Annotated in this window: 24 protein-coding genes and 1 pseudogene; 16 read left to right on the top strand and 9 right to left on the bottom strand. The window is 66.8% G+C overall.

The genetic code is table 11. The features are described 5' to 3' along the window. Nucleotides 1-384 precede the first annotated feature (384 nt). Nucleotides 385-1,347 (top strand): metallophosphoesterase family protein, encoded by a 963-nt coding sequence (locus PUN71_RS07615; RefSeq protein WP_277797935.1) that lies wholly within the window; start codon nucleotides 385-387, stop codon nucleotides 1,345-1,347. A 133-nt stretch (nucleotides 1,348-1,480) separates the two neighbouring features. Next, on the top strand, nucleotides 1,481-1,807 hold the full coding sequence (locus PUN71_RS07620) for a hypothetical protein (RefSeq protein ID WP_043452158.1): 327 nt from the start codon (nucleotides 1,481-1,483) through the stop codon (nucleotides 1,805-1,807). Nucleotides 1,808-1,925: 118 nt separating this feature from the next. On the opposite strand, the gene PUN71_RS07625 is transcribed toward PUN71_RS07620, so the two are convergent. Continuing rightward, nucleotides 1,926-3,515 carry an alkaline phosphatase D family protein gene (locus tag PUN71_RS07625; RefSeq protein WP_277797936.1) on the bottom strand — a complete coding sequence of 530 codons (1,590 nt, stop codon included), beginning with the start codon at nucleotides 3,513-3,515 and terminating at the stop codon, nucleotides 1,926-1,928. Between the two features lie 204 nt (nucleotides 3,516-3,719). Between PUN71_RS07625 and PUN71_RS07630 the strand changes: the two genes are divergently transcribed. The 6 genes from PUN71_RS07630 (at nucleotide 3,720) to PUN71_RS07655 (ending at nucleotide 11,335) form a co-directional block, all read left to right on the top strand. Further along, nucleotides 3,720-4,502, top strand: coding sequence for an SDR family oxidoreductase (locus PUN71_RS07630; protein WP_277797937.1), 783 nt, complete (start codon nucleotides 3,720-3,722; stop codon nucleotides 4,500-4,502). Nucleotides 4,503-4,607: 105 nt separating this feature from the next. Next, nucleotides 4,608-5,318: a hypothetical protein gene (locus PUN71_RS07635; protein WP_277797938.1), complete on the top strand. Its 711-nt coding sequence runs from the start codon at nucleotides 4,608-4,610 to the stop codon at nucleotides 5,316-5,318. Between the two features lie 8 nt (nucleotides 5,319-5,326). Further along, nucleotides 5,327-6,076: a CPBP family intramembrane glutamic endopeptidase gene (locus PUN71_RS07640; RefSeq protein WP_277797939.1), complete on the top strand. Its 750-nt coding sequence runs from the start codon at nucleotides 5,327-5,329 to the stop codon at nucleotides 6,074-6,076. A 33-nt stretch (nucleotides 6,077-6,109) separates the two neighbouring features. Further along, a complete protein-coding gene (locus PUN71_RS07645) occupies nucleotides 6,110-6,787 on the top strand; it encodes a class I SAM-dependent methyltransferase (protein ID WP_349361807.1) in 678 nt (225 codons plus the stop codon). Further along, the gene (gene mgtA / locus PUN71_RS07650) at nucleotides 6,784-9,513 is read left to right on the top strand and encodes a magnesium-translocating P-type ATPase (RefSeq protein ID WP_277797940.1); all 2,730 of its coding nucleotides are present in this window, start codon (nucleotides 6,784-6,786) and stop codon (nucleotides 9,511-9,513) included. Before PUN71_RS07645 ends, mgtA begins: the two co-directional genes overlap by 4 nt. A 130-nt stretch (nucleotides 9,514-9,643) precedes the next feature. Next, nucleotides 9,644-11,335 (top strand): GAF domain-containing sensor histidine kinase, encoded by a 1,692-nt coding sequence (locus tag PUN71_RS07655; RefSeq protein WP_277797941.1) that lies wholly within the window; start codon nucleotides 9,644-9,646, stop codon nucleotides 11,333-11,335. Here PUN71_RS07655 and PUN71_RS07660 read toward each other — a convergent pair. The 3 genes from PUN71_RS07660 to PUN71_RS07670 all read right to left on the bottom strand — a co-directional run bounded on the left by PUN71_RS07660 (nucleotide 11,332) and on the right by PUN71_RS07670 (nucleotide 13,009). Next, entirely contained in the window at nucleotides 11,332-12,018 is a 687-nt protein-coding gene (locus tag PUN71_RS07660; RefSeq protein WP_277797942.1) for a response regulator, read from the bottom strand. The two genes, PUN71_RS07655 and PUN71_RS07660, sit on opposite strands and share 4 nt — an antisense overlap. A gap of 104 nt (nucleotides 12,019-12,122) precedes the next feature. Further along, the gene (locus PUN71_RS07665) at nucleotides 12,123-12,434 is read right to left on the bottom strand and encodes a hypothetical protein (protein WP_043452249.1); all 312 of its coding nucleotides are present in this window, start codon (nucleotides 12,432-12,434) and stop codon (nucleotides 12,123-12,125) included. Nucleotides 12,435-12,457: 23 nt separating this feature from the next. Further along, nucleotides 12,458-13,009 carry a hypothetical protein gene (locus PUN71_RS07670; RefSeq protein WP_277797943.1) on the bottom strand — a complete coding sequence of 184 codons (552 nt, stop codon included), beginning with the start codon at nucleotides 13,007-13,009 and terminating at the stop codon, nucleotides 12,458-12,460. Between the two features lie 347 nt (nucleotides 13,010-13,356). On the opposite strand from PUN71_RS07670, the gene PUN71_RS07675 reads away from it, so the two are divergent. Beyond that, on the top strand, nucleotides 13,357-14,061 hold the full coding sequence (locus tag PUN71_RS07675; RefSeq protein WP_043452251.1) for a hypothetical protein: 705 nt from the start codon (nucleotides 13,357-13,359) through the stop codon (nucleotides 14,059-14,061). 14 nt (nucleotides 14,062-14,075) lie between these two features. Here the strand turns inward: PUN71_RS07675 and PUN71_RS07680 are convergent, their stop codons facing one another. Beyond that, nucleotides 14,076-14,846, bottom strand: coding sequence for an alpha/beta fold hydrolase (locus tag PUN71_RS07680; protein ID WP_043452178.1), 771 nt, complete (start codon nucleotides 14,844-14,846; stop codon nucleotides 14,076-14,078). After that, complete coding sequence (locus tag PUN71_RS07685; RefSeq protein ID WP_043452180.1) at nucleotides 14,843-15,232, bottom strand: TfoX/Sxy family protein; 390 nt, start codon at nucleotides 15,230-15,232, stop codon at nucleotides 14,843-14,845. The genes PUN71_RS07680 and PUN71_RS07685 overlap by 4 nt, the downstream gene beginning before the upstream one ends. Before the next feature lie 225 nt (nucleotides 15,233-15,457). Here PUN71_RS07685 and PUN71_RS07690 point away from each other — a divergent pair, with 225 nt between their 5' ends. From PUN71_RS07690 to PUN71_RS07715, 6 genes are all read left to right on the top strand, one after another. Further along, nucleotides 15,458-15,940, top strand: coding sequence for a hypothetical protein (locus PUN71_RS07690; protein ID WP_277797944.1), 483 nt, complete (start codon nucleotides 15,458-15,460; stop codon nucleotides 15,938-15,940). After that, entirely contained in the window at nucleotides 15,937-17,163 is a 1,227-nt protein-coding gene (locus tag PUN71_RS07695; RefSeq protein ID WP_277797945.1) for an Nramp family divalent metal transporter, read from the top strand. Before PUN71_RS07690 ends, PUN71_RS07695 begins: the two co-directional genes overlap by 4 nt. Continuing rightward, on the top strand, nucleotides 17,160-17,570 hold the full coding sequence (locus PUN71_RS07700) for a hypothetical protein (protein WP_277797946.1): 411 nt from the start codon (nucleotides 17,160-17,162) through the stop codon (nucleotides 17,568-17,570). Before PUN71_RS07695 ends, PUN71_RS07700 begins: the two co-directional genes overlap by 4 nt. Beyond that, the gene (locus PUN71_RS07705; protein WP_043452189.1) at nucleotides 17,557-17,904 is read left to right on the top strand and encodes a PRC-barrel domain containing protein; all 348 of its coding nucleotides are present in this window, start codon (nucleotides 17,557-17,559) and stop codon (nucleotides 17,902-17,904) included. Before PUN71_RS07700 ends, PUN71_RS07705 begins: the two co-directional genes overlap by 14 nt. 192 nt (nucleotides 17,905-18,096) lie before the next feature. After that, on the top strand, nucleotides 18,097-18,300 hold the full coding sequence (locus PUN71_RS07710) for a cold-shock protein (RefSeq protein ID WP_015936345.1): 204 nt from the start codon (nucleotides 18,097-18,099) through the stop codon (nucleotides 18,298-18,300). Nucleotides 18,301-18,455: 155 nt separating this feature from the next. Beyond that, nucleotides 18,456-19,667 carry a plastocyanin/azurin family copper-binding protein gene (locus tag PUN71_RS07715; protein ID WP_277798075.1) on the top strand — a complete coding sequence of 404 codons (1,212 nt, stop codon included), beginning with the start codon at nucleotides 18,456-18,458 and terminating at the stop codon, nucleotides 19,665-19,667. A 78-nt stretch (nucleotides 19,668-19,745) separates the two neighbouring features. Here PUN71_RS07715 and PUN71_RS07720 read toward each other — a convergent pair whose 3' ends face one another. Next, on the bottom strand, nucleotides 19,746-20,357 hold the full coding sequence (locus PUN71_RS07720) for a gluconokinase (RefSeq protein WP_277797947.1): 612 nt from the start codon (nucleotides 20,355-20,357) through the stop codon (nucleotides 19,746-19,748). Then, nucleotides 20,357-21,763, bottom strand: a complete 1,407-nt coding sequence (locus tag PUN71_RS07725) for a GntT/GntP/DsdX family permease (RefSeq protein ID WP_043452193.1) — start codon at nucleotides 21,761-21,763, stop codon at nucleotides 20,357-20,359. Before PUN71_RS07725 ends, PUN71_RS07720 begins: the two co-directional genes overlap by 1 nt. 268 nt (nucleotides 21,764-22,031) lie before the next feature. Here PUN71_RS07725 and PUN71_RS07730 point away from each other — a divergent pair. After that, nucleotides 22,032-22,354 (top strand): annotated as a pseudogene (locus PUN71_RS07730) (SDR family NAD(P)-dependent oxidoreductase); the annotation flags it as partial. A 456-nt stretch (nucleotides 22,355-22,810) separates the two neighbouring features. On the opposite strand, the gene PUN71_RS07735 reads toward PUN71_RS07730, so the two are convergent. Continuing rightward, nucleotides 22,811-23,356, bottom strand: coding sequence for a hypothetical protein (locus PUN71_RS07735; RefSeq protein ID WP_277797948.1), 546 nt, complete (start codon nucleotides 23,354-23,356; stop codon nucleotides 22,811-22,813). Nucleotides 23,357-23,493 lie beyond the last annotated feature (137 nt).

Raw genomic sequence — 23,493 nt, forward strand, 5'->3', positions numbered from 1 at the left:
CCTATGACTCGTCCGGGGGCGGAGGAATGGGTAAAAAAAGAAAGAAACACGACAAGACCCCAAAGGACCGGGGGGGCCACAAATGGGGGGCGAACCCCGGGGGACAGGCCCGGGGCCCCGGGGACCCCGCCTCCCACCCCGGCTGCCAAAAGCGGCCCCCGGGGAGGCCCGAGGGGGGGGGGCGGGCTTCCCAGGCCGGCCTCCCGCCGTCGTTCCCTGCTCGGTTGCATTTCAGCCACACACCCTTGACAGCCGGTCCAGCCCTCAGGAGTATCAAGGTGCCGGCGCAGCGCGCTGCCTGCCGCCAACCGGCGTCCTGTTCTGCTTCTCGAAGGGGGATTTGGGATGCGGCCACCACTCCCTCGTTCCAGACCCTTCCGGCGTGTGGCAGCAGCATCCATACTCCTGCTGGCCCTCGTCGCCACGGGCTGCACGGATACTCCAAAGCCCCCGGACAAACGGTCACCCGCTCCCGACGTGCACATCGCTGCCGTGGGCGACATGAACCCCGAGCAGAACACGGACCCCGACAGCCCGTCCGGCCGGAACGGCGCGGCCATCACCCGGCTGGTCCAGGACAACGCGATCGACGCGTTCATGGGCCTTGGAGACTTCCAGTACAGCACTGCGCACTGCGCCGACTACGTGCACTACTGGACGCCGCTGTGGGGTGGCACCAAGCCCAAGCTGTACTGGGTGTCCGCCCCCAACCACGACTGGGAACCCGGCCGCAACGAAGACCTGGCCAAGTACATGAACGGCCAATGCGAGGGAGATGCGCAGAAGGCCGCGATCAACCGGGAACGCGGCTTCGTTCCCAATGGTCAGCCCTACTCAAAGGACTTCGGAAACTGGCATTTCGCCTTCCTGTCGTCCGCCCTCTGGCGTTACGACAAAGGTGACGCGGCAGCCGCAACGGACTGGCTGGACAAGGACCTTGGAGCCGCCAAGGCAGCCGGGAAGACCCTGGCGGTTGTGTACCACGAGCCCTATTTCACCTCCGACACGGAGGAACACGGGCGGGCCGGGGACCAGAAGCCGTGGATTGACCTGATGTGGAAGTACCGCGTCCGGCTGACCCTGTCCGCGTCGCAGCACAACTACGAACGGACCTGCCCGGTGAACAACGCGGACAAGTGCGTTGATGACGGAATGACGGCATTCCAGGTCTCCACCGGAGGCATCGATACCCGCCCGTTCACCAGCAGGCCGAAGTACATCGCCAAGCGGTTCAGCGATACCCGCGGCTTCCTCCGCCTGACGCTGCACGACGACGGCTCTTTCGACTGGACCTTCGTTCCGACCACCGGCGCAAGCACGGACTCGGGCACGCGCGCCGCTCCCTGACCCGTGCCCGCGGGGGCCCATCCCCGTCACTCCAACCCGCCGCGCAGCATCCCGGTGACCTTCGCCTCTACAAGCGTCGGCAGCTCCCGGGAAGGCTGGTGGCAGGAGCAATCGGATCACGGAGGTGACGGACATGCCTGGGTGGGATCTGGGAATCGCCGGTGCGGGAGTGCTTGCGGCGATGTCGCTGGTCTTCGGGCTGGTGGTCCAGCTGATCGTGGGCAAACCCGGAGGCCGCCGGCTGTGGTTCTACGCCGCGCTGGGCTACTTCCTCGCCGGAATCCTGGTCAGCGAAGTCTGGTTCGGCTGGGCCACGGAGGCGGAACTCCAGCCCAATATCGACGGGCTTTCCTTCGACGAGGTGCAGCTGGTGACGCTCGCCGGGCTCATCGGAGCCGTTATCGCCAGGTTCATGCTTCGGCGAAAAGGGCATCCCGGCCGGCTGCGGGGCAGTCTGTGAAGTAACCGGACGCGTTTGCGTAACTTATGGCAGCCGGAGGCGCAGGAACCCGCGCCCCGGCACGGGGCGCCCCCAGCTGATCCTTCATAAGTCACACAAACGCGTCCCGCGCTGTGGCTCAGGCGCGCGCCTGCAGGCCCGGCACCCCGTCACGGATCTCGAAGGAGGCCTTGGTGGAGACGGGTGCGCCCGGCGTGGTGACGTGGTCCAGCACCCGGAAGTCGGCGGTCATGGCGTCCCTGCTGATGCGGGTGTTCACGTAGCCCCGGTTGTCGTTGTAGAACTTCAGGTGCGGGTTCCAGGCCATGGTGGCGTCCGTGGTGGAGCCGGTTCCGTCGCCGGTGGATGTGATGGAGGTGCACACCAGCTCCGAGCCCACCACGGGGGAGGCCGGGTCCTTGTAGTCCACCTTGACGTCGTTGGCCCAGTGCCGGTGCACGTCGCCGGTGAGGACGACGGCGTTGCGCACCTTGGCGTCGATCCAGCCCTGGGTGATGCGGCGGCGGGAAGCGGCGTACCCGTCCCAGCCGTCCATGGAGACGTCGTCGATCTCCGGGGCCTGGGCGCGGTCGCGCTCGGCGAAGAAGACCTGCTGGCCCAGGATGTCCCAGCGTTGCGTGGAGTTGCGGAAGCCGTCCAGCAGCCACTGTTCCTGCTCGGCGCCGGTGATGGTCCGGTTCTCCGCCAGCCGCTCGGTGACGTTCTTCTTCCAGCCGTCCCCTGCCAGCTGGTCGTCGCGGTACTGGCGCGTATCCATCATGTGGAAGTTGGCCAGTTGGCCCCACTGGATCTTCCGGTAGATTTTCATGTCCGGGCCGGCCGGCAGGGATGACGGACGCAGCGGCATGTTCTCGTAGTACGCCTGGAAGGCGGCGGCGCGGCGCCGGCGGAAGTGCTCCACGCTGTCGTTCAGCTGGCCTGGATCCTGGTTCTCCGGAACGTCGTCCGCCCAGTTGTTGTCCACCTCGTGGTCGTCCCAGACCACTGCCCACGGTGCGATGGCGTGCGCGGCCTGCAGGTCGGCGTCGGCCTTGTACTGGGCGTGCCGCTGCCGGTAGGTCTCCAGCGTGACGGTCTCCGGGCCCTCGTGGTCGCGCGGGTTTCCGCCGCCGATCACATAGCTGCCCTTCTTGTACTCGTACAGGTAGTCGCCCAGGTGCAGCACCAGGTCCGGGTGGTCCTCCGCCAGGCGCCGGTAGGCGGTGAAGTAGCCGTGCTCGTACTGGGCGCAGCTGGCGAACGCCATGGCGAGGGCGGCAGGGGTCTCGTGCGGCGCCGGGCTGGTGAGCGTGCGGCCCACCGGGCTGAGGTGCCTGCCGGCGCGGAAGCGGTAGAAGTATTCGCGGCCGGCCTTCAGGCCGCGCAGCTCCACGTGCACCGAGTGGGCGGACTCGGGACGGGCCTGCTCCACGCCCCGGGCCACCACATTGCGCATGCCCTGGTCCTCGGCCACCTCCCACTGCACGGCGACGGGCCGCGACGGCATGCCGCCCAGCCCGTCCTCGGCCACCGGGTTCAAGGCCAGGCGGGTCCAGAGGACGAAGCCGTCCGGCCACGGCTCGCCCGATGCGATGCCGAGCAGGAAGGGATCGGTGCGGAGGCCGGCGTCGTCGGCAGTGGAAACAGCGACGGCGGCACCCGGCAGGGCGGCGACCAGGCCTGCTCCGATGCCGGCGGAAATGAGGGTTCTGCGGGAGATGTTGTCCATGGCTCCCACGCTATTTACAGCTGTTGGACAGGTTTTGAGGAGGATATGAATGGCTGGTTAACGGCGCGACAAAAGCAGTCATTCACGGCCCGGCTGGGAAAGGGCTTTGGACTCTGGCGGCGACCGATGACGCGCGGCAAAGTGGAATCCGGCCCAGGCCCGTGGAGGCCGCCCGACCCATCCAGCCCAAGGGAGACAGACGCCATGCCCCGTACCTCCGTCATTACCGGCGCCGCATCCGGCATCGGCAAGGCAACCCTGGACCTGCTCGAGCGGCGCGGCGAACGCGTGATCGGCGTGGACCTCCACGACGCCGAGGTGGTGGCCGACCTCTCCACGGCAGAAGGACGCGGCGCCCTGGTGGACGCGGTGCGGAAGATCAGCGGCGGCCGGATCGACGCGATCTACGCCGTGGCCGGCCTCGCCGTTCCGGCCCCCGCCACGGTGGCCGTGAACTTCTTCGGCACGGTGGCCACGGTGGACGGTCTTCGGCCCCTGCTGGCGGATTCGGACGCGCCCCGGGCCGTGGTGGTCTCGTCGATGGCTGCGCTCATGTCAAGCGACGAGGAACTTGTTTCGCTGCTGGCGTCGGGAGATGAACCGGGTGCCATGGCCCGCGCCAAGGTCCTGGCCAAGGAACCCGCCACCACCGGCGGCCTGATCTACGCCTCCACCAAGCTGGCCCTCTCGCGCTGGGTCCGCCGGCACGCCGCCACAGCCGAATGGGCCGGGGCCCGCATCCCGCTCAACGCCGTGTCGCCCGGCATCATTGCCACACCCATGACCGCCGACCTCATCGACACCGAAGAGGAGCGCAAAGCCCTGCTGAACATGGTCCCGATGCCCCTGAACGGCATCGCCGAACCCATCGTGGTGGCCCGCCTGCTCGCCTGGCTCAACAGCGAGGAAAACACCCACCTGTGCGGACAGATCGTCTATGTGGACGGCGGCAGCGACGCCGTCCTGCGCGGCGATTCAGTATGGTGAGCCCGGACCGGCGGCCTCGGACTTAAGTCCCTGTTCCCCGGTAACCCTCAGGCGTAGCTTGAAAGTGGCACCCGCATCCGCGGTGTCCATCTTTTAGGGGGCATTATGGCCAGGCCCAGGTTCTCGGCACTCACCGTCTTCGGGCTCGGCAGCCTGATCGTCCTCACCGGCTGCTTCGGCCCGCCGGCCCCGGCCCCCTCCAGCAGTTCCGCAGCACCCGCTCCTACCGCCAGCAGCGCAAGCCCAAGTACGACGGCGAGCCCCACCGCCACGGCCACCCCCACCAGCCCGGCCAGCACCTCAGCCGCGCCCACCACGCCACCCGCCGCGCCGCCGTCGTCCGCGCCCGCCGGTCCGCCGGCCACCCAGGAACCAACGCAGGAGCCGGCGCCGCCGGGCCTGCCGGAGCAGGTGGCCCCGCTGACCATCTACTACGTGGCGGTGGGCGACAACGGCGTCTCGGGACCGAAGATCGGGTGCGGCGACAGCCTGGTGGCCACCACCACGGCCCCGGTCAGGTTCACCGACCAGGTGGGCCCCAGCGTCGGGACCCTGCTGGCCAATAAGAGCCGGGATGTGGGCCTGTCCGGGCTGATCAACGTCCTGTACCAGTCGAACCTGACCTACCTCGGCGGCGAGCTGAACGGCAGCACCATCACCATCTGGCTCTCCGGCCAGTTCATGCTGGGGGGTGTGTGCGACATTCCCCGGGCCAAGGCACAGCTGGAGTACACGGCCATGGCCGCCTCCGGCGCAACCAGCGCCCAGGTCTTCGTCAACGGCCGCCCCATCGACGAAGTGCTCAGCCTCAAGTAGGAGCCGCGATGAGCCAACCGGCCGGCTGGCGTGAAACCGCGGCCACCATCATGCCGGCGGCGGTGCCTGCGGTGATGCTGCCGGTCTTCCGGTACGCCGTCCGCCGCTTCGGCGGGCGGCGCGGCTACCAGGCCGGATTCGCCGCCTACTGGGCGCTCTGCTGGACATTCGCCCTGACCGTGGCAGGGCGCCGCCGGCTGGTGGAACTCTGGCAGGTCCCCGGTACTGCGGAGCCGGGACACCGGCCCCTGTACCGGGGCGTCCTGCTCCTGCCGCCGGCAGGTGCCATCGCCACCGAGCTGATTCCCAATGCCAGGAAGGCGGGGACGGCGGCGGCCCTCGCCGCCGTCGGCATCGGTGTCACCAACGCCCTGGCTGAGGAAGCATTGTGGCGGGGAGTGCCGCTGGCCGTCTTCCCCGACCGGAAACTCCGGGGCTGGCTCTGGCCGTCGCTCGGGTTCATCGCCTGGCATCTGGTCCCGCTGTCCGTCCGGCCCCACCCGCGCGGGCGCTGGCCCGTGCTGCTGGGGGCGGGCCTGATCGGGCTCGGCTACGGGTGGGCGGCACAGGAGACCGGCTCGCTCCTGGCCGTGTCCATTGCCCACGCGGCCACCGACTCCTGCGGTGTCCGGGCCGCCCGGACCACCTGGCTGGCCACGGATTCGGGCCAAAAGCCCCGTCCCTTCCCGGCAGGGCGGGGGAATAATCGGGCAGGAGACCGAGGAGCCGCCACGCGGCACGACAACGGCGGGGGATGAGGCAGCGATGAGCACTGTGGACTCGGGGCAGGGGTGACGGGCAAGGAAGGGGTGGACTGCCCGCAGCACCCGTTCTTCGCCCGTGCGTTCGCCCGCGCCGTCGGCGGGATGGACCGGCGCGGGGCCGCGGAGCACCGCCGCACCATCCTGGCCGGCCTGCACGGGTCGGTGGTCGAAATCGGAGCTGGCACCGGGTCCTCCTTTCCCCTGTACCCGCCTGCCGTCACCCACGTGCTGGCGCTGGAACCGGATGACTACCTCCGTGGCGTGGCGCAGGACCAGGCCGCATCCGCCTCCGTCCCGGTGACGGTGGCCGCCGGCACCGCCGAGGACATCCCGGCCGCAACCGGCAGCGCCGATGCCGTGGTGGCCAGCCTTGTCTTATGCAGCGTCCGGGACCAGGCCGCCGTCCTTGCCGAGATCCGCCGCGTCCTGCGGCCCGGCGGGACCCTGGCCTATTACGAACACGTCCGGTCCCGCCACCCACTGCTGGCCAGGGCGGAAGACCTCCTGACCCCTGCCTGGGGCCGGCTCATGGGCGGCTGCCACCTCAACCGCGACACCCTTGGAGCCATCACTGCAGCGGGGTTCGGGATCGCCAGCAACCGCCGCTTCACCTTTTCCGTGCAGCGGCTGAACCCTCCCATGGCCCACATCCTGGGAACTGCCACCAGTCCCGGGCCGCCGGCAGCAGGACCGGAGCCCGCATGACAGACCTGACCGTCCGGGAACACAGTTCCCTGCAGCTGCCCATCACCGACGCCGCGGCACTGACGGCGGAGCAGGTCCTGGCCCGCCTGGGCTCCGGGCCAGGAGGCCTGGCGGAGGAGGAAGCAACCGCCCGGCTGCAGCAGCTTGGTCCCAACGCCGTCCGCACCCACCGTGCCAACGCCTGGGCCGTGCTGGGCCGGCAGTTCGCCAGCCCCATCCTCATCCTGCTCATCATCACCGCCGGACTGTCCCTGTTCCTGGGCGACGCCACCAACTCCATCGTCATCGGCGTGATCCTGCTGGCCAGTGTGGGCCTCGGCTTCACCAACGAGTACCGCGCGGAGCGCGCGTCCGAGGCCCTGCATTCGCGCGTGACCCACCAGGCCGCCGTCCAGCGCAGCGGAACCACCAGGGAGGTGGACGTCACCGCCCTGGTGCCGGGCGACGTCGTCCACCTCTCCCTGGGCGCCATCGTCCCGGCCGACATCCGGCTCCTGACCACCACCAACCTCCTCTGCGACGAAAGCATCCTCACCGGTGAGTCCCAGCCTGCCGCCAAGGACCCCGCCCCCGTACCCGCCGGCTCAGCGCTCGCGGACCTCTCCTCCTGCGTTTTCATGGGCACGGTGGTGCAGTCCGGCGGCTGCAGCGGCGTGGTGGTGGCCACCGGCGGCAACGCGGAGTTTGGCCGGATCGCCCTGGGCCTGGGCGAACGGCAGCCGCAGACCGAGTTCCAGCTGGGCCTGAAACGCTTCTCGTTCCTGCTGCTGCAGGTGGCAGTGGTGCTCACCTCGCTGATCTTCGTGGCCAACCTGCTGCTGCAGCGCCCGCTCATCGAGTCCCTGCTGTTCTCGTTGGCCATCGCCGTGGGCATCACCCCGCAGCTGCTGCCCGCCGTCGTCAGCACCAGCCTGGCCACCGGCACGCGCCAACTGGCCAAGCGGAAAGTCCTGGTCAAGCGGCTGGTGTGCATCGAGGACCTGGGGGACATGGACATCCTGGTCACGGACAAGACCGGCACGCTTACCGAAGGAAAAATCAGCTTCACCCGCGCGCTCCCGGCCACCGAGGGGATGTCCGACGCCGGCCTCCTCACCCTGGGCCTGCTGGCCACCGAGGCAAACTATGCGGGAGCGAAGGTGTCCTCCGCCGGCCAGAACCCGCTGGACGCGGCCCTGTGGGACAGTCCCGGCGCTTCCGTTTTCGATCCGGGGCGCTTCGAGCGGGTGGACTTGATCGGCTTTGACCACGAACGCCGCCGCACCAGCGTGCTGGTCCGCGAAGCCGGCGGTCCCGCGCAGCTGGTTACCAAGGGCGCACCCGAAGACGTCCTGGCCCTGTGCGGGCCAACCCCGGCTGCCGTGCAGGCACTGCTGGAGGAACAGTTCGACGCCGGGTCCCGGGTCGTGGCCGTAGCCTTCCGCCCCGCCGCCGGGCTGGAAAAGCTGGTTCCGGCGGACGAGCGGGACCTCACCCTGGCCGGCTTCCTGGTGTTCCTTGACCGGCCCAAGGCCAACGCGCGGCAGTCCCTGGACCTGCTGGAGGCGCTGGGGATCTCGGTGAAGATCGCCACGGGGGACAACGCCAAAGTGGCTGAAAAAGTCTGTGCGGACCTGGACGTGATCTCCGGCGGCACCCTCACCGGCGCCCAGGTTGAGGCCATGTCCGACGCCGACCTCGCTGCCGCCGCCCGGACGGCCACCATCTTCGCGCGCGTGTCACCGGAACAAAAGGCGCGCATCATCGCCCTGCTGCGCCTCAGCGGCGGATCGGTGGGCTTCATGGGCGACGGCGTCAACGACGCCCTGGCACTGCATAAGGCGGACATCGGCATTTCCGTCGATACTGCAACGGACGTTGCCAAAGACGCGGCCGACGTCGTCCTCCTGGACAAGGACCTCGGCGTCCTGGCCGACGGCGTGATGGAAGGCCGGCGGATCTTCGCCAACACCATCAAGTACGTCCTGATGGGGACGTCGAGCAACTTCGGCAACATGTTCAGCGCAGCCGTGGCCTCCGTAGTGCTGAGCTTCCTGCCCATGCTGCCCGGCCAGATCCTGCTGAACAACCTGCTCTATGACTCCGGGCAGCTGGCCATCCCCGGGGACCGCGTGGACAAAGAACAGCTGCGGGCGCCGTCGCACTGGGACATCGCCTTCATCCGGCGGTTCATGCTGCTCTTCGGTCCCATCAGTTCGCTGTTCGACTTCGCCACGTTCGCCCTGATGCTGTTCGTCTTTAGCGCGGCACCGGGGGAGTTCCGGGCCGGCTGGTTCATCGAATCCATCGCCACCCAGACGCTGATCATTTTTGCCATCCGCACCCGCCGTGTGCCCTTCCTGCGAAGCCGGCCTTCCGCGGGCCTGATTGCGGCGTCCCTGGGCGTGGTGGCCCTGGGTATTTTCCTGCCGCTGTCACCGCTGGCCGGCGTGCTGGGCTTCGACCCCCTGCCGGTGCCGTTCTTCCTGGCCCTGCTGGGCATGGTGGTGGTGTACCTGGTGCTGGTGGAGGCCGCCAAGCAATGGTTCTTTGCCCGTGACGCCCAGCAGCTGCCGGCCCCGCCGCCGCCCGTCCGGCGCCGCCAGGCCACCCACCACATCTCCCGCCGGGCGTTCCGGTTCAGTATCCCCGTCAAGGTCCCCCCGCTCCGGGTGCCGGCACCCGGAGTACCTGCCCGCAAGGGGCGCCGCCACGGACGCCGGCATGAGGGTACAGCCAGGCCGTAACTTTAGGGGTCCCAACGAAGCGCGTTGGTAGCATGATGGTGGGAGACACTGGGGGCTGTCATAAAGATGGTGAATACAGGGTGATGCAGGCCGCCTTGGATCATCCTGGTCGATAGTTGGGGTGTTTCTCATGTGGCGTGAACCGATCAGGCGGCGGACCCGCGAACTTTTGCGGGAATTTGTGGACCGGGCAGACGAACTTGTCCGCACCCAAGAACATGTCGAGGGCCTGCTGGGTGCGGTGGTGTCCCTTTCCGCGGACTTGAGCCTGGAAGCGGTGCTGGACCGCGTGGTCCAGTCGGCGTGCGAACTTGTGGGCGCGCGGTACGGGGCGCTGGGCGTCATTGGTGACGACCAGCAGCTCAGCCATTTCATTACGGTGGGTGTGGACGAGGAAGGTGCCCGCCTCATCGGCGACCTGCCCACCGGACATGGGGTCCTGGGCGACCTGATCCGCGAACCCAGACCCGTACGGCTGCACGATCTGGGCGAACATCCCATCGCTGTCGGCTTTCCCGCCAACCATCCGCCGATGAAGACCTTCCTGGGCGTCCCCGTCAGGGTCCGGGACGAGGTCTTCGGCAACCTGTACCTGACGGAGAAAATCGACGGCCACGACTTCACCGCCGAGGACGAGGACCTCGCGGTGGCGCTTGCCTCAGCCGCCGGCGTCGCCATCCAGAACGCGCGCCTGTACGAGGACAGCAACAGCCGGCAGCGGTGGCTCGAAGCGGGCATGGAGGTCAGCGACAGGCTCAAGGCCCATCCGCGGTCCGATACCGACAACCTGGACATGATCGCCGACCGCGCCCTGCATGCCTCAGCCTCGGCGTTGTCCGTCATCGCCTCGGTGGCTGACGACCAGACCCTGCGCTGCCGGACCTCCGTGGGTGTCCAGTCGCTTCCGGCCGGGCAGGAACTGGCCGCTGGTCCCGTCCTGGCCCAGGTCATCGCCACCGGTGAATCCAGGGCACTGGCGGAGCCGCACCAGGTTTTCGACCCTGCGTCGGCCGAAAAGCTGGGGCCGGTCCTGGTCGCCGCCCTGGGAAGCAACAGCGACGGCCACCGGAACAGCGTGCTGATCCTTGCCCGTTCTTCAGGAGGAGCCCGCTACACGGACGTGGATGTTGAGCAAAGCGCGGTCTTCGCCTCGAGGATTGGCCTGACGCTGGACCTGCTCAAGGCAAACCAGCTGCGGGAAGAGCACGCCCTGTTTATCGACCGGGAACGCATCGCCGCGGACCTGCATGACCTGGTGATCCAGCGGCTGTTCGCCGCGGGACTGAGTATCCAGGGCCTTCGCCGCTACACGGCCGACCCGCTCGCGCATGAGCGGCGCGTTGCGGCCATCACCACCGAACTCGACGACTGCATCCACCAGCTCCGGGACACCATCTACTCCCTCCAGGCCAGGCAGCCGGACCAGGAACTCCTGAGCGGCCGGGTCCTGCGCGCTGTCCAGGAAGCCGCCAACGCTGCCGGCTTCCTGCCGAGGGTCCAGCTCTCCGGACCGGTTGACGACGCCGTCGGGGACGAGGTTGCCGAACAACTGCTGCGGGTCCTGTACGAAAGCGTCAGCAACGCCGTCAGGCATTCCGGATCGGCGGAGATCTACGTCCATCTCGCTGTCCAGGATGGCGAGGTGGTCCTTACCGTCCGGGATAACGGCTGTGGCTTCGAGGACCCCGAGCGGATCAGCGGGCTGGAGAACATGAAGAACCGGGCGGAGCACCTGGGCGGCACCTGCCTGGTGGAAAGCGCGCCCGGCAAGGGAACCAGTGTGACCTGGACGGTGCCGCTCAGCTCGGTGCCGCTCAGCTAACCGCCCAGCAACTCCCACGCGCGGGGGATCGGAACCGGAATCTGGGGGGTCCGGCGCCGGAAGCCGAGCTTCAGGAGCACCGAGGACACATACCCGGCAACGGCGTCCTCCGCCAACGCCATTTCCCCGCCGATCTGCCGGTTGGTCAGGCCCTTTGCCATCAGGGCCAGCACCGCGCGCTCGCTCTGGGTCATGGCGTCCAGCCAGGACGCGGAGGCCGTCGCATGCAGGTTCGCGGCTACCCGGTCCCTGACCGTGGAACCGATCAGCGGATATCCTGCAGCGGCGCTACGGATGTTGTTGACCAGCTCCCGGGTATCGCCCACCTGCTTCAGCAGGTAGCCTGACGCTCCGGCCAGGACCGCTGCCCGCACGGCGTGCTGTTGATCCCAGCTGGTGAGGATCAAGCTTTCAACCCCTGGAGTCGTGGAACGCAGTCCACGGCAGACTTCGATGCCTGTACCGTCCGGCAGCCGGTCATCCAGCAGCGCGAGGTCCGGGTGCAGGACGGGGATCAGGCAGGTGGCCTCCGTGGCTGATCCGCTTTCCCCCACCACTTCGAACCCATGGTGTTCCAGAAGATCCTTCAGTCCCTGCCGGACCATGCTGTGGTCACTCAGAATGAAGACCCGCATGGGACGGGGAGGAAGGATGGCCTCATCCGGGGCTGCTGTTGTGTCCATAAGGCGCTCTCGTCGGCTCGATTGCCCTCCCCAGCCGCCTGGTCAATGCGGCCGCCCCGTTGGAAGGAACCTCAGTAGTAAATCATCCCGTACCCACGGCCGGCCTACATATCCAGCCTGGAGGTAAGGGCACCGGGAGGACGACGGATGAGGTTGCACGCTGTGCATGTGCTGCTCGAATCCTTGCCGTCGACCCAGGTGTGCGATTCTTCCAGCCGGTACTCAAATCCGCTCCCGAGTTTCTGGAGCCGGTTGAGTGCCCGGCTTGCCATTTCCCACGAACTCCACCGTCCAATCACGCCTCCCGTGTCCTTCCGGATGATGTTGCAGCCGCCGTCACCGAGGCCGTCGCCCCCGTCCGGCACCAAGGGTTCGCGGCCGCCATACACGGCTTTGTACTCGTCAAGGCTGACCATGGTTTCCACTTCGCGCTCCCGGTTCAGGCCGCTGTCCGTTGCCGGTTGTTGAGGAAGGCCTCCAGCGACTGCAAAGTGGCCACTGCTTCCTGGAAGGCAGGGTTGCGGTGCGGGTGCAGCCGGTGCAGCAGGCCGCCGTTGTACTGAAGGCGGCGGCGGGCGGTGCTGACGGTGCGGGCTGCGTAGTCGAGGTCGCCGGGGTGGCGGGGCAGGGCGCGGGTCATGCACTGGATTGAGGCAAGGGCGACGGCGACAACGTTGGCGTCGATCTGCTCGCCGGCCGCCCGGTGCCGGCGCAGCCGTAAGGCGAAGCCATCCCAAATGTCACGTGCAGCCGTGCGGGCCACCTCGGTCAAGGCCTCCCGGGCCGGCAGCCCACGGTTGAGCATTTCCTGGTGGAGTCCGTCGAAGCGGGCGGCAAGTTCTTCGGCTTGCCTCGCGGAGCCAGGCTCCTGCAGGGAACTGTCTGAGGCACGGGGCGTGACATTGGAGGGATGCAGGAGCATGGCCCGCCTGCGGGCAGCCTCGGACGGGGGGAGCGGAGCGGGATGGAGCGTGAGGATGTCAGCGGGCATGACGGTCCTTTCGAAATCCGGCAGCATGCAGGACGCACCTGCCTACTGGCGGCATCCTTGCGGTGCCTCCGGCGCATATCACTGGGGTTCAGGGGAGAGCCGTTCCGGCCTCGCAATCCTGAGGACCCGGACGGTGCCTCTTCAAGGATGCCAAGCGTCCGGGACGTTGCTATAGGGCTGAAGGTCCCGTCCTCGGAATGCCGCCCGTCAATCCCGTCCTTCGGGCCAATGAAGCCATTCCGGGCTGACGGGCCGGGGCTTTGTGCCCTGTTTCCGGCCCCCGGGCAGTCCTAGCCTGAACTGGAGAGCGCGGCGTGCAGCCGCCCACCGGAACCAGGAGGCACACGGTGAAATCAGCACATGCAAGCATCATCGCAGGCGTCGTCCTCATTGCGCTGGGCGGGCTCCTGCTGCTGGACCGGATGGGCGTCATGGACACGGCAGCCGTCGTCGCACCACTGATCTTTGCGTCCGTCGGGGTCCTTTTCCTCTCGCTCTTCTTCCGGCGGCGGGAGAACTGGTGGGCCGCTATTCCCGGTTCCGTCTTCCTGGGGCTGGCCGCGGTGATCATCACCACGCAGCTCACCGGCGCTGCCTGGGGAGCCGCCTTCCTGTTCCTCTTCATGGGGGCCGGGTTCGGCGCCGTGTTCGTCCGCGAAGGCAGCAACTGGTGGTCCCTGATTCCCGCCGGGGTGATGTTGACCCTGGCGGTCATTGTGGCGCTTCCCCAGGAACTGCAGGGCACACCCACCGCCGCCGTCCTGTTCCTGGGCCTGGCCACCACCTTCGGTGTGCTGTCCCTGGTTCCGGTCCGCACCGCAGGCCCTGCCGCCGACAGGGTTCAGCGCATGCGGTGGCCGTTGATCCCGGCCGCTGTCCTGGCGGTCATGGGCCTGATCTTTGCCCTCCAGGCCACCGTGGTGTTCATGACCCTGGACTTCGCCTTCCCCGCCGTGATGATCCTGGCCGGCATCGCCCTCATGGTCTACGCCTACCTCGCCCACCGCGACGGACGGCAGAAAGCGCACGGCCCGGGACCCACGGCAAGCTGAGCACGGACCCGCTGCTAGGCAGCCGGGCGTCCTTCCGCCCGCGCCCAGTGCTCCTGCAGCAGCCCCGCGACCCGTTCCGGCTCGATCCGGTGCGGCGGATCGAAATGATGGCGGTCCGGAAACACTTCAAGCCGGAAGTCGGGGAAAACCCTGCTCAGGCGGCGTGCGTTGTCGGCATAGTCGTCCGGGTTGCTCCTGCCGCCAAGAATGAACAGCACCGGCCGGTCAAAGGCGGCAAGCCGGCCGCGGTCCAGGTTGTATGAGGTGAAGGCCTTGAGGAACGCACCGATCCCCGCCGGCCTCTTGGCCATCCACGGAGGGGGCGGACCGGGCGGAGGAGGCGGCAGGACGACGTCGTCCCGGACGCCCAGCCGCGTGAAGGCGGCCATGAACTCGCCGGGCGGGAGGCCATTCAACTGCTCATACTTTGTCCAAAGTTCGGCGTGCTCCGGACTCCAATCCCAGGTGCCGGCCCATGCAGGCTCCAGCAGCGCCAGGCTGCGGAGCCGCTCCGGATGCGCTGCCGCCAGCGCCAGGCTGGCTGAGCCGCCCCCGGAATAGCCCACCAGATGGAAGGTGTCCCAGCCGCGGGCATCGGCCTCACGGAGCACCGCATCGCCCTCAGTGTCCAGGGTCCAGTCCGCCGGCGGGGCATCAGCGGCGTAGAGTTCCAGGTCCTTGGCCACGGAGTCCACAGCTGGTCCCAGGGCCTCCAGCAGTCCGCCGTACGCCGGCCCGGCCGGGAGGACGCTCCCGGGGAGCAGGATGACGCGGTACGGGGTCATGGCTGGACCTTGCCCGCCTTCGGCCGCTCCTTGGGCTCCTTCGGCGGCAGGGACGCGACGTACGCCAATGCCTTCCCGGCCCACGCACGCGCCCGGGTGTCATCGCCGTCGCCCTCTTCATTCCACACGTCCGGCAGCCCGGTGTAGCCGCCCATGGGCCGCTCCGCCGGGCCGAACGGCACGGTGCGCTCGGAGGACTCCAGCAGTTCCCTGTCCTCCCGGGACAGTTTCACCCCGATCGTGGAGCCAAACAGCCCGGCGAACATGTTGCCGTTCACGAACGCTCCCAGGTTGCCGAACATGGGCTTCACCACCACGCCGGGATGGTCCGGGACCACGCGCCGGAACCGTTCTTTGTCTTCCTCGGTTGCCTTGGGCATCTCCATGGCGTCTTCTCCCGGTGGCAGGTGGTCGGGCAGGATGTGGATGCAGGATATGCCTCTTTGGTGCCGTGGTCGAGAGGTCCGGCGTGCCCCTGTGCGTCCCGCATAAAATCCCTCCTGAACAGGTCAAACTTTCCGGGGGAGTGCTATATATAGCTCTAGGCAACTATTTCTTGGCTGCCTTGCCAGGGACACGGATCCGGGGCTTCCCGGGGACTGGAGGCCACGGTGTGGAACAAGCCAGCCTCAGCCCCGGCCGCAAGGCCCCGGCCCCGGGCCTTCGGCAGGCTGGCAATGCCGCTCACCGCGCTCGCCGTCCTGGCAGCCTGCAGCGGCGGCACCACCGAATCCGTGTCCACGGCCGTCAAGGACAGCAGCTCAGCCGTCGCCACCGCACGCATCGCCCTCCGCCAGGACATGGACGGCAAGCTGACCCGCGCCGCCACCTCAACGACCCTGGATGATGAGCTCAAGGAAATCCAGACCAGCCGGAGCAGCGTCCTGAAACTCTCGCCGGCCACCCCGGAGGACCGCGATACACAGAAGCAGGCGCTGGACGTCCTGGACCAGTGCGCCGCCGGCTTTGCCACCGCCCGCGCCGCACTTTCGGCGGACGACGGCGGCACCCCCTCGCTTGCGGACGGTGACAAGGCGCTGGCCGGCGCGCAGGACGCCCTGAAGCAGCTCGAAGACAAGGTAGGATCCAAGTGAAGCGGATCCTCGGCGTCGCGCTTGGCATCCTCACCGCGATCGGCGGGTTCGTGGACATCGGTGACCTGGTGACCAACGCCGTCGTGGGGTCCCGCTTCGGCCTGTCCCTGGTATGGGTCGTGGCCGTCGGTGTGGTGGGGATTTGCCTGTTCGCCAACATGTCCGGACGGGTGGCGGCGGCGTCCGGCCGGGCCACCTTCGAGGTGATCCGTGAACGGCTGGGGCCGCGGGCCGGGCTGGCCAACCTGTCGGCGTCGTTCCTCATCAACCTCATGACCGTCACTGCGGAGATCGGCGGTGTGGCCCTGGCCCTGCAGTTGGCCAGCAGCGTGTACTACCTGCTGTGGATCCCCGTGGCGGCGCTGGCGGTGTGGCTTGTGATCTGGCGGGTACGGTTCTCCATCATGGAGAACGTCACCGGGCTGGTGGGTCTGACCCTGATCGTTTTCGCGGTGGCGCTGTTCCTGCTCAAACCGGACTGGGGCGCGCTGGCCGGGCAATTGATGCCCACCGTGCCCGGGCAGGAAACAATTTGGACGTACAGCTATTACGCCATCGCCCTGTTCGGTGCGGCCATGACCCCTTATGAAGTGTTCTTCTTCTCCTCAGGCGCGGTCGAGGAAGGGTGGACAGTGAAGGACCTCCTCCAGGAACGCACCAACGTCCTGGTGGGCTTTCCGCTGGGCGGCCTGCTGTCCGTGGCCATCGCCGCGTGCGCGGCCGTTGTCCTGCTGCCCGCCGGGATCTCGGTGACCTCGCTGTCGCAGGTGGTCCTGCCGGTGGCCGAAGGGGCGGGGAAGCTGGGGCTGGCGGTGGTCCTGGTGGGCATTGTGGCGGCCACGTTCGGCGCCGCCCTGGAAACCACCCTGTCCAGCGGCTACACCCTGGCGCAGTTCTTTGGCTGGTCCTGGGGTAAATTCCGCCGGCCGGCCGAGGCCGCGCGTTTCCACTTGTCCATGATCGTCTGCCTCCTGGTGGGCCTTGCCGTGCTGGCCACGGGTGTTGATCCCGTCCTGGTGACCGAATACTCGGTGGTGTTCTCCGCGATCGCCCTGCCGCTGACCTACCTGCCCATCCTCATCGTGGCCAATGATCCGCAGTACATGCGGGAGCACGTCAACGGACGCGTGGTGAACGTGCTGGGCATGGTCTACCTGGTGATCATCCTGGTCGCTTCCCTCGCCGCCATACCCCTCATGATCGTGACAGGAGCCGGCTCATGACGTCCCCCCAGCGGCCGCTCCCGCCCGCCCCGCCGGTCTCCGGCAGGGTCCTGGATGCGCAGCTGCACCTGATGGACCGCCAGGTGCTGGACCACGACGGCGTCCCGGTCACCACCGTGGACGATCTTGAACTAAGCGGGCCCGCCTTGGACACGGAGATCCCGCCCGGTACACCCGCCCCGGTCATCACTGCCCTCCTGACCGGGGCGGTGCTGGGGACGCGCATCTTTGGCGGCAGGCCGCCGTCGTCCCGGCTGATCCGCATCCCCTGGAAGGACGTGGCGGACGTTGACGTGGTGCTGCGCCTGGGCATCAGCGGTGAGTCGCTGGATGCCGGCTGGGTGGAGCGGTGGATGCGGGACAAGATCATCGCCAGGATTCCGGGAGGCCGCCATGATCCTCGGTGACCTGCTGGGGACCCCTGTCTTTGATGCCGACGGCGGGCGGCTGGGCCGCGTGGCCGACGCCCGGTTCGTGCTGGACGGCACCCCGCACCAGCTGATGGCGGAGCCTCGGCTACTGGGGCTGGTGGTGGGCCCACACAGCGCGTCCTCCTTCATGGGCTACGAGCGGAACGGCCTCACCCGGCCCCGCACAATTGCCCGGATCCTCCGGTGGCGGCACCGCGGATCATTCCTGGTGCTGTGGGAGGACATCGCCGTGATCGGTGAACGCTCCGTGCGGCTTCGCCCCGGCTTCACCCGCTACAGCACTGCCCTGGATGACGGCGGCCGGGGATAGCCCGGGGGTTAATTAGGCGTGGGCTGAATCTCCTGTAGTCTTGAACCTGTTGTTGTGTTTATGCAGTTGGTAGTTCAGGCAGTACGCGCGGTCGAAAGTCCGTGTTCTTCTGAAGTAGCGGTTTTTGAACACCCCACGCCGGAGGGCCCGAAAGTCGGGACTTTCCCTCCACCTTCACGAAGGACAAAAATAATGGCTACTGGTACCGTCAAATGGTTTAACGCTGAAAAGGGCTTCGGCTTCATTTCCCCGGACGACTCCTCGCAGGACGTTTTCGCGCACTACTCCGCGATCAACTCCTCCGGCTTCCGCTCCCTCGAAGAGAACCAGAAGGTTTCCTTCGACACCGAGCAGGGCCCCAAGGGTCCCCAGGCCACCAACATCCAGGCTCTCTAATCTCTTAGGGTTCCGGGACCGTTAGGTTTCCAAGCAGGGCTTGCCGTGATTCACGGCAGGCCCTACTTTTGTTAACCCGGCTGCGCGGATGCACGGGTATCCGACCACAATTAATCCCTTCTCGACAAACCCCGCGTGCAGGAGCACTCTTGAAGGTGCGTACGGATGCAGCGTGGACAACCCACGCGGGCGGCGGCGCCTTGAGGAATATTCCAAGCAGTTCGGCACCAGATGGGGTGGTGCATGTCCGGCCCAATCGCTGGCCGGCACCGGCCGCCCGCGCTCCCCGGCATCGGCAGCCGGCACCTTCACTCCAAAAACCCGCGGCCGGTTCGGCCCTTCTTGCAATGCACCCGGATCGGCTGCAGCTGCCCACCGGCCCTGGGCCGATGGCAGTCCGAGAAAGCGTTGTCATGAAGCAATATCGGGGAATTACATCGAGATCCAATAAATTGGCATTCATTCTCGCATTCGCTGTAGCACTGCTCGCATCACTTGCTGCAGCAGGCCCGGCAGCCGCCGACGGATGGGGACACCGCACCTGGCAGGTGCAAGTGGGCTCTGAGTCCCGCGACCAGGAGATCCAGGGCATGGCGTTCCTTCCGTCGGAGATCTTTATCAATGAGCGGGACACCATCACCTGGCAGGCAAACTCCGCAGAAATCCACACTGTGACGTTCCTGGCGACCGGCCAGGCACTGCAGGATTTCAATCCGTTCAGCGCCGATGAGCTGCAAAAGCGAGGGAATGATTACTACGACGGGAAGTCCTATTACAACTCCGGGATCATGGCGAATGTGGACGTGCCCGGCTTCCCAAGTGTTAGGAGCTACAGCCTGTCGTTCCCACGGGAAGGCGACTTCACCTACTACTGCCTGGTCCACGGCAAGATGATGAAGGGAACCGTGCACGTGCGCGAGCAGGGCACGGATTATCCCTACAACCAGGGTGACTACAACAGGCAATCACGGGAACAGGCGCGGTCCATCATCCGCGATGGGCAGCGACTCGACGCCTCGCTGGCCGAACAAGCCAGCAACCACAAGGTCATGGCGGGCGGTGACGACGGCGTGGCCATGGTCATGCGCTTCGTGCAGCCAAGCGTGACGGTGCATGTTGGTGAAAAGGTAGATTTCGTCAATAACGGTATGGGTGCTCCACACACCGTGACCTTCGGCAACGAACCGGCGAATATTTTCGCCCCGTCCGGCGACCCGTGGCATTTCTCGGGCGGCGACCTCAGCTCGGGAATCCTCCTTCCCGGCCACACCTTCACGGTGAAGTTCCAGGCAACCGGAACGTTCAAGTACATCTGCGCACTCCATGACTACATGGGCATGGTGGGCGAGGTGCACGTCGTCGATTAATGAATCAGGTTACGTGCCCGGCCGGGGCAGTTGCCCCGGCCGGGCACCGTGGCGCTGCGGCCCCCGACGTGGACGGGCTTATGCGCCGGCAGAGTCTTCGGGCTGGCCGGCGGCGGAGGACGTGCCCGGGTGGGGGTGCCCCAGTGCGGATGAACCGGACGCCGGAGAGAGCCCGAGGCGCCTGACCACCTCTGCGGCTTCTTCAGCGGGGGTCCGCCCCACGTCCACCACGATGGTGTTCTCATCCGGTCCTGGCGGCTCGAGGGTGGCGATCTGCGAATCAAGCAGGGACGGGGGCATGTAGTGGTCCATCCGCGCCGTCAGCCGGCGACCGATCTGTTCCTTGGACCCTGACAGGTGCACGAAGACGACGTTCTTCTCGCGAAGCCGGTCCCGGTAGGTCTTCTTCAGCGCCGAGCAGGTGATGATCCCGGGTATACCCGCCATGGTGTGCTCGATGATCCACGAGGCAATCGTGTCCAGCCAAGGCCAACGGTCCTCGTCGGTCAAGGGAATGCCGGACGCCATCTTTTCCACGTTTTCGGCCGGGTGCAGGTCGTCGCCTTCCTCCAAGTCCCAGCCGAGCTGGCCGGCAAGGATCCCTGCCACCGTGGACTTTCCGGAGCCGGACACGCCCATGATGACCAGGACCGGCTGCTGAACGGACTCGGGGGTGCGTGCAGCGGCCATCAGGGGATCACCACTGAGAGGACCATGACCAGCGCGAAACCTACCACGGAGATGAGGGTCTCCATGACTGACCAGGTTTTGAACGTTTGGCCTACGGTCAGACCAAAGAGCTCCTTGACCAGCCAGAAGCCGGCATCGTTCACGTGGGAGAGGAACAATGAACCGGCGCCCACGGCGAGAACCAGCAGGCCGGCGTGTCCGGGGGAGAGGCTGGCCGCCAGCGGAGCGACGATGCCTGCCGCCGTCACCGTGGCCACGGTGGCCGAACCGGTTGCGAGCCTGATGGCAACCGCAATGAGGAAGCCAAGGACCAGGACCGAAATGTTGGCTCCGGTGGCCCACTTGGCAACGGCATCACCGACGCCGGCTCCGATCAGGGTCTGCTTGAAGCCCCCGCCCGCGCCCACGATCAGGATCACGGCGGCAATGGGGCCCACGGATGCACCGATCTTGGTGCCGATTTTGGTACCGGTGAAGCCGACGGCGTAGCCGAAGGTCACGAGGGCAAGCAGGACTGCGAGGGTCATTGCCACAAGCGGTTCACCGATGAAGTCAAAGAAGACGCGCGCTGCGCTTGGGTTCTTGGAGTTGGGATCGACGATATCCACTACGGCCTTGAGGAGCATCAGGACCACAGGGAAGACGATGGTCAGCAGGGTCACGAGGAAAGTGGGCTGGCGCTTGACGTCAGGATCGGCCTGGGTGTGTTCGGTGTCGATGCCGCCGGCTACCTTCGGCGCGTCCACCGGGACCCAGCGCGCAGCGTAGATGGCGAACAGCGGGCCGCAGACGATGACGGTGGGAATGGCGATCAGGAGTCCGAGGGCCAAGGTGATGCCCAGCGGCGCGTTAAGGCTGGAGATGGCGACAAGCGGACCGGGGTGCGGCGGGACCAGTCCATGCAGGACTGAGAGGCCTGCGAGAGCGGGAATGGCTACCCGCATCAGCTTCCGGCCGGACCGCTGGGACACCAACACGATGACGGGCAGCAGCAGCACGAGGCCGATCTCGAAAAACATCGGCAATCCGATGATGACGGCGACCAGCGCCATGGCCCACGGCAGGACTTTCGGGGAGACCTTGCCCAGCAGGGTGTCGACCACCCGGTTTGCGCCCCCGGAATCAGCCAGGAGCTTGCCCAGCATGGCGCCGAGCGCGATCAGCAGGCCGACTTCTTTCAGGGTGCCACCGACACCATCTTCGAAGTTGCTGATGACCTTGCCAAGTTCAACCCCGGAGGCGAGGCCTACAAACGCGGACCCGAGTACCAGCGATAGGAACGGGTGGAGCTTGAGTTTGACGATCAGGAAAACGATCAGCGCAATGCCGATGGCGGCGACGACGACCAACTGCGTGTCGTGTCCGTTCCAGGGCTCTGCGGCGGCGGGAAGGAGAAGGGATTGCATGAGGCTTCCTCGGTTGGAGTGCAACCGCCAACGGTGCTGGTGGCGGGCTTCAATAAGTATGACGTATGACACCAAGATAGTTAATAAGTAGGACTTTATTAACATCGTGGAAACCGCGGGTGCACAAGGCACGCTCGGGGAACGTACATGCGCCGCAACCTGTGTCCTTGCCGGGAACCGCGGGTGCCGGGCCTTCGTTATTCCCTCAACGTGCTACTCTGCGCGGCCCGGCACCCCAAATAAAGGACACCCCTTAACTCCTCGCACCATCGTTATCACCGGCGCCAGCGACGGCATCGGCGCGGCAGCGGCCCGGACGCTGGCCAAGGCAGGGGAGCAGGTGGTCGTCGTTGGCCGTTCCGCTGAGAAGACCCGCGCACTGGCCACCGAGATCGGCGCTGACCACTCCCTGGCCGACTTTTCCGATCTGGCGCAGGTCCGCGACCTTGCCGGGAAGCTGAACGCCGCCTGACCGCGCATCGATGTCCTGGCCACCAACGCGGGCGGCATGATGGGCAAGCGCAGCTCACGGTGGACGGAAACGAACTGACGTTCCAGGTCAACCACGTGGCGCCGCTCCTGCTCACCAACAACGGCACCCCGGCATGGACTGGATCTCCGGGGCCTACTGCGCCAAGCGCGCCAAGCGGGTCCTGGCCAAGGCCAGCCGGAAGCCCTACGGCGCCGGACTGACCAGCCGGCTCCGGGAGAAGAACTGAGTAGCGCCAACTGCCGTTCTGAACCTCCGGAACGGCAGTTGGCGCTTTTTTGCTTTGCTAGTGTCAGGGAGCATGGGTGGGCCCCGAAACCCACGAGGGGCTCCGGGGCCGTGTAGTCCGCAGACCCGAGGGAGAAGCTGCGGGCTTTCGGATGGCTGAAGGGACGTCCCCGCTATCTCAGTGGGAACCGACCAGGGCGTGTCCTAAAGCAGTGAGCCGGATGGTGATTGCTGGGTTTCGGTGGATTGCTAGATCGCGCCGTCGACGGCAGAGAGCCGGGGCCTGGCCCCGGCTCTCTGCCTTGCGCGAAACTATGGGACTGCGATAGTTACGGCCCGGTGATCGTGATGTAGTCGCCGGTGAATCCAGCGAAGTGCAGCGTGTAGGTGAAGCTGCTGAGCGTGATGGTTCCTCCGAGCAGTTCCTTGGTCCAGTTGCCGTTGGGGCAGGTCGCAAGGGCCTCAAACTGTGCCGCCGTCGGGACGGGCGATGAGCTCAGAGCCGTGACAGTGAGCCTGCCATTCTTGGGCGCGAGGTTTCCGGTGGTCGCCGGCACAGTCTTTACCTGAGACTTTACCTCGACGATCTGGCCACCGTGGTTGCGGCATTGGACCGTGGCGGTGTAAGTCGTGGACAAAGTTCCAACGGCGTTGGTGTTTCCGACGCCCGCCAATTCGAACGAAGTGCAGCTGACGAGCTGAGTTGTCGGGTCGACGCTACAGCTAATAGTTCCCGTCTGAAGATGCGTGCCCGTCGGGGCGGCAGCGGGATTGATGTCGGTTGTGATGGCCGCTTGCGCCACCGACATGCCCGTCGCTAGGGCGAAAAACAGTGCCGCGAACAAGATTAAGACGCGGCGGAGTGATAGCTTCATTTTTGGTCTTTCTGCAAATGCCTGGGGTTTCGACGCCGAAGGCAGGAATTAGGGATTCGCGGATACGGCTTTCGCCTCTTCCGTGCAAGCTTCGGAGGCCCTTTCAAGCACCCAATGCCACCCGGCCGCAGCACCAA

Origin of the sequence: Arthrobacter sp. NQ7, from assembly GCF_029581595.2 — a bacterium.
Lineage (GTDB): Bacteria > Actinomycetota > Actinomycetes > Actinomycetales > Micrococcaceae > Arthrobacter > Arthrobacter phenanthrenivorans_B.